The following is a 15,239-nucleotide window of genomic DNA, read 5'->3' as shown; positions in this document are numbered from 1 at the left end:
GCACGCCCGATCCGGTCGTTGGACCGGTGGGCGTGACGTGATCGATCACAACCCGACATGGACCCACCGCGCCCGTCGGCCGTAGGCTGACCGCGCGTCGATAGTGTGGAACGGCGGTGCCGGGCGGCACCCGAACCCGATGGTTCCCGCCGATCCGACGGCGCCGTGCGAGGCGCGGACGCGATTCGACGGGTGCGGACCGACCATCCGGAGCGGGTAGGGATGACAGGTGCATGACGACGGCAGGTACGACGATCCACGGTTGACCGGACCAGGAGGCCAGCCCTCCACCGACCCCGTTTCACGTGAAACCAACGACCAGGAGTGGACGGTGAACGAGTCCGGCGAACCGTCCTCCCCGTACCCGGCGCAGCCGTCCAGGCGACGGGAGCCGTCGGCCGGCGGGCCCGTACGTCCTGTCTCGTCGGTGCCGGCGAACGTACCGCCGGCCCGCGACCCGCTCGACCCGGCCGACGGCCCGGTGAACGCACCGACCCCGCGCCCGCCCGCGGTGCGGGCGAACGCCGCGGTGCCCACCCGCTACGAACCCCAGCCGCCCGTCTCGGCCGTTCCGCATCAGGCCGCCCCCGAGGTCACCGCGGCGCCGTCCGACACGCCACAGGCAGACGGGTACGGGGACGAGGTAGACGCCAGCACGTACGTTTCACGTGAAACCCCGACGCGCGAAGAGGATGATCCACCGTTGGCTATGGAGGCGATGCGCGCCGTGCAGATCCTGAATCCCAGTGGCGAGGTCACCATGCCGCGCCCCGACCGGACCCGGGTGATGTGCGTCGCCAACCAGAAGGGCGGCGTGGGTAAGACGACCACCACCGTGAACCTGGCCGTGGCGCTCGCGCTGCACGGCAACCGGGTGCTCGTGGTCGACCTTGACCCCCAGGGCAACGCCTCCACCGGTCTGAACGTGCCGCACCACACGGGCGTGCCCGACGTGTACGACTGCCTGATCGACAGCGTGCCGCTGGAGGAGGTGGCCCAGGCCGTCGAGGGCATCCCCAACCTGTGGTGCGTGCCGGCCACGATCGACCTGGCCGGCGCCGAGATCGAGCTGGTCTCCGTGGTGGCCCGGGAGTCGCGCCTGGCGCGGGCCATCGCCGCGTACCCGGGGCACTTCGACTACGTCTTCATAGACTGCCCGCCGTCGCTCGGCCTGCTCACCGTCAACGCGCTCGTGGCCGCGCAGGAGGTGCTGATCCCGATCCAGTGCGAGTACTACGCGCTGGAGGGCCTCAACCAGTTGATCAACAACATCAACCTGGTACGTCAGCACCTCAACCCGAAGCTCGAAGTCTCCACGATCCTGCTCACCATGTACGACCGGCGTACCCGGCTGGCCGACGCGGTGGAGCAGGACGTCCGGAACCACTTCGGCGACAAGGTGCTCCAGGCCGTCATCCCCCGCAACGTGCGTGTCTCCGAGGCACCGAGCTACGGCCAGTCGGTGATGACCTACGATCCCGGTTCGCGGGGAGCCACGAGTTACTTCGAGGCCGCCCAGGAGATCGCGGAGCGAGGCGTCAAGGAGCCGGTGAGCCGGAATGCGTAGTGCGGAGATGTCGCTGGGAGGCGTCGCATGAAGAACCGTCCCCGCGGCGGACTGGGCCGAGGGCTCGGTGCCCTCATCCCCACCGGACCGGTACCGGGCGCCGAACCGGCTGCCGTCGAGCCGGAGTCGTCGACCGCTGCCGCGTCGCCGTCGGCCCCGGTCGCCGGTGCGACCGCCGCCATCACCGGCGGCGTCGGAAGCACCCCGTCTCCGGCCGTCGAGCCCGAGCCTCAGCTGAGCCCGGTGCCCGGCGCTCGCTTCGCGGAGATCCCGGTCGACGCGATCGTCCCGAACCCGAAGCAGCCCCGGCACGTCTTCGACGAGGAGGCGCTGGAGGAGCTGAAGACCTCGATCCAGGAGGTCGGCTTCCTCCAGCCGATCGTGGTCCGCCAGCTCGACCCCGAGAAGTTCGAACTCGTGATGGGCGAGCGGCGCTGGCGTGCCGCCCAGGCGGTCGGCCGGGAGACCATCCCCGCCATCGTCCGGGACACGAAGGACGACGCGATGCTCCGGGACGCGCTCCTGGAGAACATCCACCGCGCCAACCTCAACCCGCTGGAAGAGGCGGCGGCGTACCAGCAACTGCTGGAGGAGTTCGGCGCCACGCACGAGGAGCTGGCCCGGCGGATCGGCCGCAGCCGGCCGCAGATCTCCAACACCATCCGGCTGATGAACCTGCCGCCCGCCGTGCAGCGCCGGGTCGCCGCCGGCGTCCTGTCCGCCGGCCACGCCCGGGCTCTGCTCAGTCTGGACAACGCCGAGGCGCAGGAGGCGCTCGCGGAGCGGATCGTCCGCGAGGGCATCACGGTTCGTGGCGCCGAGGAACTGGTGCACCTGGCCCTCGCCGAGGAGCCGGCGAAATCGGCCGCCGCCAAGCGCCGGCCGAAGCCGCACGCCCCGGCCCTCACCGATCTCGCGGACCGGCTCTCCGACCGGTTCGACACTCGGGTGAAGGTCGACATCGGCCGCAGCAAGGGCAAGATCACGATCGAGTTCGCCACCGTCGACGACCTGGAGCGGATCGTCGGCATCATCGGTGTCGGCGAGGACGGACAGCCCCAGGAGTAGCCGCCACCTCCGGTTGTCGATCCGGCCGCACCCCCTCGTCGGGCGGTGCGGCCGGATCTGTGTTTGCGGGCCGCTGTCGGCTTCGGACTTCGTCGTGCTGGTGGCTCCACCGAGGGTCGTCGGATGGTCCGCGTCGCACCTGGCTGATCGGGGCGGGCGGCTCGCTTCCTAGATCGCGTCGGTTGGTCGGCTGCCGAATGTCACCCCCCCCGTTTCACGTGAAACGGGTAGAGCGGCCGAGGCGTGCGGCGCTTGCCGTGCCCTCGCAGACGGGGCGTGCGGCGCTCGCTGTGCCCTCGCAGACGGGCTGACGACAGGTCGAGCGGCCGAGCACTCTGAGGGCTTTCCTCGATAAGGGGCGAGCCGGCGCCGGTCGGCCCGTAGCGACGGGAGGGCGGTTCCGGGTCGTCCGTGATGGGAGTCGGTACCGCCCGGTTGATAGGGCGGGTGGGAGTCGGTGTCGCCGAGCGGGTAGGCGATGGAGGTCGGCATCGGCGGGCGGGGGGCGATGGGCGCCGGCAGCGATGGGAGCCCGGGCAGGCTTCGACGGTTGAGGAATCCGTCCCTTTGACGGGCTGGCTCGCCTGCCGGATCCACCGCTTGGTTGCCGGCCTGGGACCGCCCTACCGATCCGGCGCGAACCGAGCGTGGGCCGCGGACGGCCCAGGCGTCGAATCGCTCCTTCGCTCAGCACGCCGGGCTCATTCCTCGGAGCCGCACCTGCCACGCCGGCTCGGGTCAGTCACTGGGGTGAGCGTCGGGGTCCGACGGCTCAGGCTCGGCGCACTGACTCGGGTTGGAGTGCTGCACGTCCAGGCTCGACGGCTCAAGGTCGGATGACGCCGCTTGCCTGTCAGGACGAACTTCGGCGCCTGGCCGAATCGCCAGTGCGGGCCGGGATCGGCTGCGCCCAGAGCTGCCCTCCCGACCTCGCTCCGTTCTGTCCGGCCGGAAGGAGACGGGGGATCTCAGCTCGTTGGATGAACCGGAGAGCGGCGAGCGTCCAAGCCGGGTGTGGGGAGCCCTACTCACACGGTGCGTCGAGCCCTGACCCGCACGGTGGGTCGAGCAGTGCGGGCGGACCAGTGCGACCGGGCAGTCGATCAGCCCGCCCGCCCTCGGATTGACCCGGCCGGTCCTGCCGGGGCGAGGCCGGACTATCGGGCGTGGGTGCCGGGATCAATCACTCGGCCCGCATCGCGGTGCGGGTCCGCCCTTCCCGGGCGTGGTGAGCCGGAGGAGCGGGCGCCTGCCGGCGAACCTCCAGCATCGGGCCGCACGACGATTCCCCTCCATCGTGCAGTGCATGACAAGCCCGAGCCGCAGAGGGTCCGTGCAACGATGAGCCCCCATCCCATCGGGCTTCGGCGCATGGCAAGCCCGAACTCTCGACTCCCGCGAGTGGTTCCACCCCACGCGGTGACAGCGCCTCGCCCGCAGCCTCATAGCGCAGGCGAGCCCTGGTTGGACGACGACCCGTTTCACGTGAAACGGATCGCGCAGCGAGCCACCGCGCCCCCCCGGGTAGGACAGCGCCGAGTGCAAGCGATGATGCCGCTCGAACGGCATGAGGCAGAGCGGCAGCGTCGCCCGGCTCATCGCGGCCAAGCCCCGAACAACGCCACCGCCTTCGGATCGGTGGCCGCTTCGCGGCACCCCAGCCGGTGCCCTCCCGATCATTCGTTCGTCCGGCGCCAGGCTCGAAGAAGCAGCCAGCCCTCGGAACCCACCCGACCGGCGTGGCGAGCCGGACGTCCCGCCACTTCGGGGAAGTGGTGTGGTGAGGGTGGCCGTGATGTAGCCGTTTCCCCGATCTGGTCCACGTCCCGCGCCGGCTAGGGAGCAGCGCGCGCCCGCGGTTTCACGTGAAACACGCACGAGAAGAAGCCGACGGCACCCGGTGCGGATCGGCCGCCGGATCGTTGGAAGAACGGACCCGGAACCACCCCCAAAGTTATCCACAGCAGTTGTCCACAGGCGCGCCCCGTTTCACGTGAAACAAAGCGATGAAACCCTTGCTGAGCAGTGCATGACGCGCTGTGCTGGTGATCTCGGCAGCCTGTGGACAACGCGGTGGACAACCGGTGGACGGCCAGTGGAACGGGTAGGGACAGGCGTCGCCAACTCGGTTAGGGTCAGCGTCGTGCCGGACACCCCTCCCTCAGTTCCCGACTTCACCCAGTGGCCGTCCTTCCCCTTCGAGGGCGATCTCCGCGTCAAGCAGCTCGACGAGCCCGTACCGTTCGAACCTCCCCGCCGCGGCGAGGCGGACCGGGAGTGCACCGCCTGCAACGCGCCCGACGAGGCGTACATCTGGGTCGGTGAGCGGTGGCGCGTCCGCGCCATGGACCGGCCCACCGGCCTGCCGATGGTCCTGATCCTGGAGTCCCGCTCCCACCTGGATCTGGGCGACCTGCCCAACCTGCTCGCCGCCGAACTGGGCGTGATGACCGTCCGCCTGGAGCGGGCCGTGCGTTCGCTCGACGGGGTGGCCCGGGTTCACGTGAACCGGTGGGGCGACGGCTCGGCGCACCTGCACCTGTGGTTCCTGGCCCGGCCGTACGGGCGGCTGCAACTGCGGGGCACGTTCCTGTCGCTGTGGGACTCGATCCTGCCGCCGATCTCCGAGGACCAGTGGCGGGAGAACCTCGCCATGGTGGCCGCGTGGCTCGCCGAGTTCGGTGGCCGCCCGTTGGCCGAGCCGCCGCGCATCCAGTGGCAGGCGCCGTCGAGTCTCTCCCCGACCTCCCCCGCGAACGCCGTTGAGGAGCCCGAGGAGGAGTCCGCGTCCGTGATCGAGGCTGCGGACGAGATCCCGGAGTCCGACGCGGCAGCGGACCTCTCAGACCCCTCGGCGGACCCGTCGGAGCCCGACCCGGCACCGCAGGCCGGCCCGGCACCGGGCAGCGCACCGGGCAACGCACCGGACAACGCACCCGACAGCTCGCCGAGCAGCGTCCAGAACAGCGCCGGAGAGAGCGAAGAAGCGGACGAGGTCGAGCCGCGGAAGGCCCCGGACGATCAGCAGGGTGCGACGCGTACCCCGCAGAGCTGAGGTCAGCGGCGGGCGGCGGCCCGGGTCACGAGCGTGCCGAGGACCCGGCCGAAGTCCAGCCCGGCCGCCTGGATCGCCAGCGGCAGCAGCGACGTCTCGGTCATGCCCGGGGAGACGTTGACCTCCAGCACGTGCGGGTCGCCTCCGCCGTCGACGATCAGGTCGACCCGGGACACGTCGCGCAGTCCGAGCGCGGTGTGCGCGGCGAGCGCCACCTCGGTGACCCGGGCCGTGGTCGCGGCGTCGAGCCGGGCGGGCGCGTGCCAGGTGGTACGCCCGGCGGTGTAGCGGGCCGCGTAGTCGTAGACGCCGTTGCGCGGCACGATCTCGACCGGGGGCAGGGCCTGCGGCCCCTTGCCGAGGTCGAGCACGGAGACCGCCACGTCCATCCCGGGGACGTAGCGCTCCACGAGCGCGGTCTGGTCGTACGCGAAACAACCCACCATCGCGGCCGGCAGCGACGCCGCCTCCCGGACCACGGCGGCGCCCAGTCCGGAACCGCCCTGCGCGGGCTTGACCATCAGCGGCAGCCCGAGGCGGTCGACGATCCGGTCCAGTACGGCCACCGCGCCCAGCTCGGAGAAGCGGTCGTGCGGCAGCGCCACCCAGTCGGGCGTCGGGATGCCCGCCTCGCGCAGCACCGCCTTGGCGGACGGCTTGTCCCAGGCGAGGCGGGACGACCGGGCGTCGCAGCCGACGTAGGGCACGTCCCAGAGGTCGAGTACGCCGCGCAGCGAGCCGTCCTCGCCGGTGGCGCCGTGCAGGGCGATCACCACGGCGTCCGGCGGGTCGGCGGTCAGCGCGGGCAGCAACGCCACGTCGGCGTCGCGCAGTTCCGCGTCGACACCGACGGCGCGCAGCGCGTCGAGCACCCGGCGACCCGACCGCAGTGAGACGTCCCGCTCGTAGGAGAGGCCGCCCGCGAGTACGAGCACGTGCAGCTCGTCGGTGGCGGATCCGGTCACGGGAAGCGGTGCGGCGGGGCTGTCGGACATGCGGGCATCATGCCAAGTCGGGACCGGGCGCGTCCGAGCCGCCCTGGCGACGTCGGGGTCCGGCACCGCCGACCGCGCCGAAGACCTTGCGCATGGCGATCTCCTGCTCCATCACCCCGGCCAGCCGGCGCACGCCCTCGCGGATCCGCTCCGGCGTCGGGAAGGAGAAGTTCAGCCGCATGTTGCCGGTGCCGGTGCCGTCGGCGTAGAAGCCGGTCCCCGGCACGTACGCGACGCGGGCGGCCACGGCGCGCGGCATCATCGCCTTGGAGTCGAGCCCATCGGGCAGCGTCGCCCAGACGAACAGGCCGCCGGCGGGCGTGGTCCAGGTGGTGCCCTCCGGCATCAGGTCGGTCATCGCGTCGAGCAGCGCGTCCCGGCGCTCCCGGTAGACCTCGCGGTAGACCTTGAGCTGCTGCCGCCACGGCATGGTGCCGAGGTACGTCGAGACGGCCGACTGCGCGTAGGCGCTGGGGCAGAGGATCTGCGCCTCGCTGGCGATGACCAGCTTGTCGCGGACCGCGTGCGGGGCCAGGATCCAGCCCACCCGCAGGCCCGGCGCGAACGTCTTGGAGAACGTGCTCAGGTAGAAGACCCCGTCGCGCCGCCGGGCCCGCAACGGCCGGGGCGCCTCACCTTCGAAACCGAGCTGACCGTACGGGTCGTCCTCCACCACGAGCAGCCCGGCGCGCTCACAGATGTCGAGCACCCGTTCGCGCCGCTCCTCGCTCAGCGTCACGCCGGCCGGGTTCTGGTAGGTGGGGATGGTGTAGAGGAACTTCACCCGCCGGCCGGCGCGTGCCAGGTCGGCGATGGCCACCTCCAGCGCCTCCGGGATGAGCCCCTCGTCGTCCATCGGCACGTGGGCGACCTGGGCCTGGGCGGCCTGGAACACCCCGAGCGCGCCGACGTACGTCGGGCCCTCGGCGAGCACCACGTCACCCGGGTCCAGGAACAGGCGGGCCACCAGGTCGAGGGCCTGCTGGCCGCCGACGGTCACCACCACGTCCTCGGGGGAGGCGCCGCAGGAGGCGTCGATCCCGGACAGGGACATCACCTCGCAGATCCGCTCGCGCAGCTCCGGGGTGCCCTGGCCGATGCCGTACTGGAGAGTGGTGGCGCCGTGCTCGGAGCCGAGCCGGCCGAGCATCTCGCCGACCGCGTCCAGCGGCAGCGCCGCGATGTAGGGAGCCCCACCGGCGAGCGAGACGACCTCCGGCCGGCTGGCCACCGCGAAGAGTGCCCGGATCTCCGAGGCGGTCATCCCGCGGACGCGCCGGGCGTACCGGTCGGTGTAGTCGTCGAGCGTCGTGCCGGTCATGGACATCACCTCGATCGGGTGTCGGCGGGGCTGCCGCCCGGTGTGGTACCCGCGATGCCGACATCCATTGGCGGCGGGGGCCGGTTGGTCGATCGTAGTCCCCGGTGACGGTCGCGGCACCGGCCGTGTGGACACGTCCACATCCCGGACCCGCCGTCGGCCGTCCGGGCGGGGGTTCGCGCGTTCCCTCCCGTACCGCCGGACAGGGGCGTACGATCGCTCGTCGGGAGCAGGAGGGCGCGGGACTCACCGGCGCTCCGAGCCTATTGGTGGGGTGCGCTCATGTCGCGACGTCTGGTCAGCCTGACCTTGGACACGCTGGAGGACCTGCCTCGATCCTGCCGGCAATGCGTCTACTGGGAGCTGGATCCGGTCTCCGCCGAGCGGGCCTGCGCGGCAGGCGACCCGGGCCTGGAGAAGGAGGCGTGGGTCTCCCAGACGCTGCTGGAGTGGGGTTCCTGCGGCAAGCTCGTCTACGTCGACGGCATGCCGGCCGGTTTCGTCATGTACGCCCCACCGGCGTACGTGCCGCGCTCGATGGCGTTTCCCACCTCACCTGTCTCGGCGGACGCGGCTCTGCTGATGACGGCGCACGTGGTGCCCGCCTTCGCCGACGGCGGCCTGGGCCGGATGCTGGTGCAGGGCGTGGCCCGCGACCTGACCAAGCGCGGCATCAAGGCGATCGAGGCGTTCGGCGACGCCAAGTTCGGCGACGACGCGGACGACCCGGCCCGCGCGTGCGTGGCACCCGCCGACTTCTTCCTCTCGGTGGGCTTCAAGACGGTCCGGCCGCACCCGCGCTACCCCCGCCTGCGGCTGGAGTTGCGGACGGCGCTGAGCTGGAAGTCGGACGTCGAGTACGCGCTGGAGAAGCTGCTCGGCTCGATGAGCCCGGAGACGCTGCTGCGGCCGGTCCGCCCGGCACCCGCCACCCGCTCGACGAGCTGAGCCGCGGGTCAGTCGACGACGGTGCCGGCGGCCACGGTCGCCCGCAGTTCGCTCACGTCGATCGAGCCGGTCGGCACGTCCCGCTCGATCGGCAGGTACATCCGCTGCACGCCGGCCACGATGGCCTCGACCACCCGGTCCCGGAAGCGCGGGTCGACGAGCCGCGCCCGGTCGTCCGGTGAGGTGAGGTAGCCGACCTCGACGCGTACCGCGGGCATCCGGGTGAGCCGGAGCAGCTCCCATGCCTTGGCGTGGGTACGGCAGTCGCGCAGCCCGGTGCGGGCCACGATCTCCCGCTGCACGAGCCCGGCCAGGCGTTCGCCGGTCGCCGACGTGACGCCGTTGTCGGTGCCGTAGTGGTAGGTGGCCACGCCCTCGGCCTCCGGGTTGGCGTGCCCGTCGGTGTGCAGGGAGATGAACACGTCGGCGCCGAGGGAGTTGGCGAGCTGGGCCCGGTCCGCGTCCGGCAGGCAGTCGCCGGGTGACGGGCCCCGGGTGAGCTGCACCCGTACGCCGGCGGCGGCGAGCCGCCCCTCCAGCCGGCTGGCGAGGTCGTGCACGAGGTCCGCCTCGCTCCAGCGCAGCGTGCCGTCGGGCACCACCACACCCGGGTCGGTGCCCCCGTGACCCGGGTCGATCACCACGGTCCGCCCGACGAGCGTCGGCCCGGCCTGCCGGATGGCGTCGGACTCGCGCAGCCACTGCGGGCGCCCGCCCACCACCTTGCGGCCGAGGCGGCGCAGGGCGTTGACGGTGTGTGGTCCGCACGACCCGTCCGGTTTCAGGCCCATCTCCCGCTGGAACTGCGCCACCGCGCGGGAGGTGCGGATGCCGTAGATGGCGTCGGCGCGGCCCACGTCGTACCCCATCTCCAGCAGGCGTTCCTGGAGCGAGCGGACGTCCTCGCCGGTCAGCGGCTCGGGTACGGCGTGGTACAGCGCGCGGGCGCCGAACCGCCAGCGGGCTGCGTCGAGCGCCCGCCAGGTCTCGGCGCCGACGCGCCCGTCGACGCTGAGGCCGCGGGACTGCTGGAAGGCCCGGACCGCGCGTTCCGTCTGGGCGTCGTAGTCGTCGCCTCCGGCCTCGGCGGGAAGAAGTTCCAGGCCGGCGAGGACGGTACGGATCTCGGCCACCGCCGGTCCCTGGTCACCGGGTCGGATCGGACGCACGACGACCCCCTCTGCACGGACGTTGGCGGACCGGAACTCCGACGGATGCTTACGGAGCGTACCGTGGCCGATACCCGACGGGTTCGCGTTCATGCAGGTCAGGCAAGCCGGAACCCCCGCCACCGGGCGTGGTGACGGGGGTTGCGGAGGTGTCGGTACGGCTCAGAGCGCCGACTCGATGAGCTTCACCAGCTCACCCTTCGGCTTGGCGCCGGCGATCGACTGCACCGGCTGGCCGTTCTTGAAGATGGTCAGCGTCGGCACCGACATCACCCGGTAGGCGCGCGCCGTCTCCGGGTTCTCGTCGATGTTGAGCTTGACGATGGTGACCTGGTCCTTCATCTCGCCCGCGATCTCCTCCAGCAGCGGCGAGACCTTGCGGCAGGGGCCGCACCACTCCGCCCAGAAGTCGACCAGAACCGGCTTGTCGGACTGCAGCACGTCGCTGACGAAGCTTGCGTCCGTGACCGCCTTGGTTGCTCCCACTATGAACTCTCCTCCTCCGAACCTTGCTCGTGGAACTCTCAGCCCTGGATGGTGGCGATGAACCGCTCGGCGTCCAGCGCGGCGGCGCAGCCGGTGCCGGCCGCCGTGATGGCCTGCCGGTAGGTGTGGTCGACGAGGTCACCCGCCGCGAACACACCGGGCACGCTGGTACGGGTGCTGGGGGCCTGCACCTTCACGTAGCCCTCGTCGTCCAGTTCCACCTGACCGCGGAACAGCTCGCTGCGCGGGTCGTGACCGATCGCCACGAACACGCCCGTGACGTCGAGCACCTTGCTTTCGCCGGTGTGCACGTTGCGCACCCGTACGCCGTTGACCTTGCCGTCGTCGCCGAGGATCTCCTCGACGACGGTGTTCCACTCGACCTTGATCTTCTCGTTGCCCAGCGCGCGATCGGCCATGATCTTGCTGGCGCGGAACGAGTCGCGGCGGTGGAGGATGGTCACCGACTCGGCGAAACGGGTGAGGAAGCTGGCCTCCTCCATCGCCGAGTCGCCGCCGCCGACCACCACGATGTGCTGGTTGCGGAAGAAGAAGCCGTCACAGGTGGCGCAGGACGACACACCGTGGCCCAGGTATTCCTGCTCGCCCGGCACACCCAGCGGACGCCAGGCCGAACCGGTGGAGAGGATGACGGCGCGGGCGCGGTACGCGGTCTCGCCCACCCACACGGTGCTCACCGCGTCGGAGCCGATCTCGCCGGTGTCCTTCAGTTCGACCCGCGTCACGTCGTCGGTGAGGAACTCGGCGCCGAAGCGCTCGGCCTGCTTGCGCATGTTGTCCATCAGCTCGGGGCCGAGGATGCCGTCGGCGAAGCCGGGGAAGTTCTCCACCTCGGTGGTGGTCATCAGCGCGCCACCCGACTGCACGCCCTCGATCACCAGCGGCTTCAGGTTGGCGCGGGCGGCGTAGACCGCCGCCGTGTAGCCGGCCGGACCGGAGCCGATGATGATCAGGTTGCGGACCTCGTCCACTGCCGTCTCCCGATGTGTGTGTTCGTCACCGGCCGCACCGATGTCGATCCCGAGTGCCGACGGCTCTAGGGGCGCCGGCGCCTGACTTGCAGAACGTCATCGTACGAAGCGGGGATTCCCGAGCCGGTCATCCGGTGGGTCAGGTCACGTGGCGGGACAAGCGTCGTGACCGCGTTTTCACCCTACCCGCGTCCGGAACCGCGTGTCCGCGCCGGACCCGGGTACCCCGCACTCCGGCCCGCTCACCCAGCCCCAGCGGGCGCCGCCCGCGTCCGTGAACGTCACCACGAGCGCCGGGGCGCCCTGGAACCGGGCGTAGTCGACCATGTTCACGGTGAGCGGCCCGGCGGCGTGCTCGACCCCGATCGCGGTGAGGCAAGCGGCGAGCGTCTCCGGCCGGGTCAGCCGGTCCAGCCCGCCGAGGGCGCTGAGGCGCTCAGGCGCGCCGGGCAGGGGCGTCTCCGCGCCGTCCTTCGCCGCGCCGGACGCCGCGGCCATGTCCCCCGGATTCGACTTCGTCCCGGCGAACGCCCCGCTTGCGGCGAGGCGTTCCGGTGTCCAGTCGGTGCCGCTGCGCACTGCCGGTCCGGTCGTCCGGTACGGCGCGCCGACCATCGGCGCCGCCTCCCGGGCCGCCTGGTCGGCCGTACCGCTGTCGCCCGGGTCGGCCAGCCGGCCGACACCGAGCCCCACCGCGGCGACCGAGGCGGCGGCCAGGGCCACCGGCCCGGCGATGCGGGCCCAGCGCCGGGGACGACGGCCGGGGCCGCTGTGCCGGTCGGTACGGGGGGCCGTGCCGGGTGGTCGGCTCGCGCCGCCGGACTGCGCCGGGACGACCGGCGTGCCGTCGCGCAGCGCGGGTCCGGCCCCGGCGAGCGCCGCGGTGATCCGGTCGGCCACCACCTGGGGCATCTCCGGCGCGGGGGCCGCGGCCCAGCCGGCCAGGTCGGCGCCGACCAGGTCGACCGCGTCGGCGAGATTCTCGTACGCGGCACGCCACGCCGGGTCCTGCTCGACCAGCCGGGCCACTGTCGCCTGCTCGGGGGTGCCGTCCAGCGCCCCGCCGAGGTAGTCGGCGAGCAGGTCGTGGTCGACCTCGCTGAACTCCCGGGAAGTCACGGCTCCTCCTGGCTGACGGCCTGACGGGACGCTCCCGACGAGGATCCGACGCCCTCGGGGCGCCTGCGGTTCCCGGAGGTGAGCCGCGGCACGTCGGCGGCCGGTGCGTCGGTGCCGGTACGCAGGTGGCCGAGCAGCACGGCGAGGCGGGCCCGGCCGCGGGCGCACCGGCTCTTCACGGTGCCCTCGGCGACGCCGAGCATGGCGGCGACCTCGGCCACCGGGTAGCCCTGCACGTCGACCAGCACCAGCGCGGCCCGCTGTTCGGCGGGCAGTGCCGCGAGCGCCTGCCGGACCACGAGCGCGGTGTCGTGGTCGTGGGCCGGCGCGGCCGGTTCCGGGCCGCCGGTGTGCCGACCAGGTTCGCCGTCGGTGTGCACGCCGTCGGGCAGCGGCACGGTGGCGTGGGTCTGGCGCCGCCGGATCCGGTCCAGGCAGGCGTTCACCACGATGCGGTGCAGCCAGGTGGTGACCGCCGAGTCGCCCCGGAACCGGGCCGCCGCGCGGTGCGCCGACAGCATGGCGTCCTGGAGGGAGTCGGCGGCCTCCTCGCGGTCGCCGATCGTCCGCAGCGCGACCGCCCAGAGGCGGTCCCGGTGCCGCTGGAACAGCTCGGTGAAGGCGTCCCGGTCACCCGCCGCGTGCGCCCGGAGCAGCTCCAGGTCGGAGCGGCCGGGCTGCGCGCCGTCGCGTTCCGCCATCACCACATCCGGAGGAGGTGGCGCGGCGGGGACGGCGGCCGGGTCACGAGCCCTGGACCACGATCTCCTGGACGCCGAGCTTCCAGCCGCTGCCGCTGTCCTTCGCCGGCAGCTTGGTGATCCAGAACAGCAGGTACTGGTACTTCTGGTCCGGCTCGAAGGCGTTGAAGATCATCTTGGTGCCGCCGTCCTCGTTCGGCGGCCCGATCAACGTCGAGTAGGCGTTGACCAGCTGCTTGTCGCCGGCGGAGGTGGACGGGAAGTCGCCGCGAGCGCCGGTGCGCAGCTCGACGGTGGCGCCGGTGGCCGACAGCGTGGCCTCCAGCTGCTTGACCGAGTGCGGGGCGCCCAGGTCGATCCAGACGCCCATGCCCTTCTTGATCCCGCCGAACTTGCCGTTGTTGCGGTAGCTGTTGGTCTCCCAGCCCTCGTCGTCGTTCCCGTCGATCACCTTCTCGGCGTTGCGCACCTCGGCGCGGTCGCCGTCCGGGTCGATGATCCGAACGGCCTCGATGGTGAGCTTGCGGACCTGCGCGGCGGGCTCGTCCCCGCCCCCGGTGGCCGGCGCGCTGTTCGACGGCTGGGCGACCGGCTCCTTGCCGCCGTCGTCGCCACCACCGAGCGCGTTGATGCCGATGAGCAGCCCGACCAGGGCCACAGCCAGCAGACCGGCGATGCCGATGGCGACCTTGCGACCGCCGGCCGCGGCCAGCGGGGAGGGCTCCTCGCCGGGCTCGGCGGTGAAACGCAGCGGGCCGGCTTGCTCCAGGAACTGCTCGTCGGCCGGGATGTCGAGCCGGCTCAGCTCGGCGGCCAGCACGTCCGACGACGGCGGCGCGATCTCCGGGTCGAGCAGGTCCATGGTGAGGTCGTCGAGGTAGGCGGGCACACCGGCGCGCATCTGCCGGGGCGCGGCGATCGCGCCGCCGGCGTCGCGGACGGCGTCCGGCAGGGCGGCGCGGCCGTGCCCGGCGGTGGCGCCGTGCAGCGGGGCCTCGCCGTGCGGCCAGTGCCCGGTCAGGGCGAAGTAGAGCACCCCGCCGACCGCGCGCAGGTCGTTCTCCTGGCTGTCCGCACCGTCGGTACGCGCGTCGGCGAGCACCACCCGGCCGTCGTCGCTGATCATGACGGTGCCGGGGTGGAGGTTGCCGTGCACCATGCCGGTGGCGTGCACGGCGGCGAGGGCACTGGCGACGGCGTTGCCGATAGCGGTGGCCCGGGCCGGGTCCAGCGGCCCGTCGGCGGCGACCATTTCGCGCAGCGACTGCCCGTCGACCCACTCGCGGACCACGTAGGCCCGGTCGTCCTCGTCGATCGCGTCGTAGACGCCGACGAGATTGGGGTGGATGACGCGGCTCGCGGCGACCGCGGCCTGAAGCATCTCGGTGGCGGAGTCGCCACCCGGGTAGCGGAGGACCACGGCGACGGGACGGCGGAGCACCACGTCGACACCGCGCCAGACCAGCCGGCCCGCGCTGTCGTTGTTGATGTGCTCGACCAGTTCGTACCGCTCCGCGAGCAGCTCACCGACCGTGGGAGCACCGAAGGTCACGACCGCAGGAGAGGTCTCCTCCGCTTCCTGACCCTCGCCGACCTGGGTCACCCGTCCTCCCTCGGTGATCGCGTCGATCGATGGACCCGTGCTGCTGGGCATGTGGCTTCCCGCTCTACCTTCGGTGGAACGGCCGCGGTGTCGACACCCGCGTCGATCCCGGTCGTACCCGTCGAGAGCGACCTTACCCGGGATGCCCGGTTCTCCGACATGTCATCTTCCCGCTGTGACCGGCCGGAAGGCCAGTCGCCACGGGCCCCGGCCGG

At 72.3% G+C, this 15,239-nt stretch carries 12 protein-coding genes; 4 read left to right on the top strand and 8 right to left on the bottom strand.

Translation table 11 applies throughout. From position 1 onward, the window contains the following. Positions 1 to 229: 229 nt before the first annotated feature. From ACN27D_RS13400 to ACN27D_RS13390, 3 genes are all read left to right on the top strand, one after another. Positions 230 to 1,567, top strand: a complete 1,338-nt coding sequence (locus tag ACN27D_RS13400; RefSeq protein ID WP_421499206.1) for an AAA family ATPase — start codon at positions 230 to 232, stop codon at positions 1,565 to 1,567. 27 nt (positions 1,568 to 1,594) lie between these two features. After that, positions 1,595 to 2,635: a ParB/RepB/Spo0J family partition protein gene (locus tag ACN27D_RS13395; RefSeq protein ID WP_252451874.1), complete on the top strand. Its 1,041-nt coding sequence runs from the start codon at positions 1,595 to 1,597 to the stop codon at positions 2,633 to 2,635. 2,143 nt (positions 2,636 to 4,778) lie between these two features. Beyond that, complete coding sequence (locus ACN27D_RS13390) at positions 4,779 to 5,690, top strand: hypothetical protein (RefSeq protein ID WP_421499205.1); 912 nt, start codon at positions 4,779 to 4,781, stop codon at positions 5,688 to 5,690. A 2-nt stretch (positions 5,691 to 5,692) separates the two neighbouring features. Here ACN27D_RS13390 and ACN27D_RS13385 read toward each other — a convergent pair whose 3' ends face one another. Next, complete coding sequence (locus ACN27D_RS13385; RefSeq protein WP_120572524.1) at positions 5,693 to 6,685, bottom strand: D-alanine--D-alanine ligase family protein; 993 nt, start codon at positions 6,683 to 6,685, stop codon at positions 5,693 to 5,695. Between the two features lie 7 nt (positions 6,686 to 6,692). Next, positions 6,693 to 8,006: a PLP-dependent aminotransferase family protein gene (locus ACN27D_RS13380; protein ID WP_120572525.1), complete on the bottom strand. Its 1,314-nt coding sequence runs from the start codon at positions 8,004 to 8,006 to the stop codon at positions 6,693 to 6,695. A gap of 282 nt (positions 8,007 to 8,288) precedes the next feature. Between ACN27D_RS13380 and ACN27D_RS13375 the strand changes: the two genes are divergently transcribed. Continuing rightward, positions 8,289 to 8,954: a GNAT family N-acetyltransferase gene (locus tag ACN27D_RS13375; RefSeq protein WP_120572526.1), complete on the top strand. Its 666-nt coding sequence runs from the start codon at positions 8,289 to 8,291 to the stop codon at positions 8,952 to 8,954. A gap of 8 nt (positions 8,955 to 8,962) precedes the next feature. On the opposite strand, the gene ACN27D_RS13370 is transcribed toward ACN27D_RS13375, so the two are convergent. The 6 genes from ACN27D_RS13370 to ACN27D_RS13345 all read right to left on the bottom strand — a co-directional run bounded on the left by ACN27D_RS13370 (position 8,963) and on the right by ACN27D_RS13345 (position 15,075). After that, complete coding sequence (locus tag ACN27D_RS13370; RefSeq protein WP_364774156.1) at positions 8,963 to 10,123, bottom strand: N-acetylmuramoyl-L-alanine amidase; 1,161 nt, start codon at positions 10,121 to 10,123, stop codon at positions 8,963 to 8,965. Positions 10,124 to 10,285: 162 nt separating this feature from the next. After that, the gene (trxA, locus tag ACN27D_RS13365; protein WP_013289375.1) at positions 10,286 to 10,609 is read right to left on the bottom strand and encodes a thioredoxin; all 324 of its coding nucleotides are present in this window, start codon (positions 10,607 to 10,609) and stop codon (positions 10,286 to 10,288) included. Positions 10,610 to 10,647: 38 nt separating this feature from the next. Continuing rightward, a complete protein-coding gene (gene trxB, locus ACN27D_RS13360) occupies positions 10,648 to 11,601 on the bottom strand; it encodes a thioredoxin-disulfide reductase (RefSeq protein ID WP_120572527.1) in 954 nt (317 codons plus the stop codon). A gap of 177 nt (positions 11,602 to 11,778) precedes the next feature. Further along, positions 11,779 to 12,720, bottom strand: a complete 942-nt coding sequence (locus ACN27D_RS13355) for a hypothetical protein (protein ID WP_393156646.1) — start codon at positions 12,718 to 12,720, stop codon at positions 11,779 to 11,781. After that, complete coding sequence (gene sigM, locus ACN27D_RS13350; RefSeq protein WP_421499204.1) at positions 12,717 to 13,421, bottom strand: RNA polymerase sigma factor SigM; 705 nt, start codon at positions 13,419 to 13,421, stop codon at positions 12,717 to 12,719. The genes ACN27D_RS13355 and sigM overlap by 4 nt, the downstream gene beginning before the upstream one ends. Before the next feature lie 43 nt (positions 13,422 to 13,464). Next, a complete protein-coding gene (locus ACN27D_RS13345) occupies positions 13,465 to 15,075 on the bottom strand; it encodes a protein kinase family protein (protein ID WP_162959262.1) in 1,611 nt (536 codons plus the stop codon). Positions 15,076 to 15,239: the final 164 nt, after the last annotated feature.

The sequence above is a fragment of the Micromonospora sp. WMMD1274 genome, assembly GCF_049179035.1.
Lineage (GTDB): Bacteria > Actinomycetota > Actinomycetes > Mycobacteriales > Micromonosporaceae > Micromonospora > Micromonospora tulbaghiae.
The sequence above is the reverse complement of the archived record's forward strand: the minus strand, read 5'-3'. Positions and strand labels throughout refer to the sequence as shown.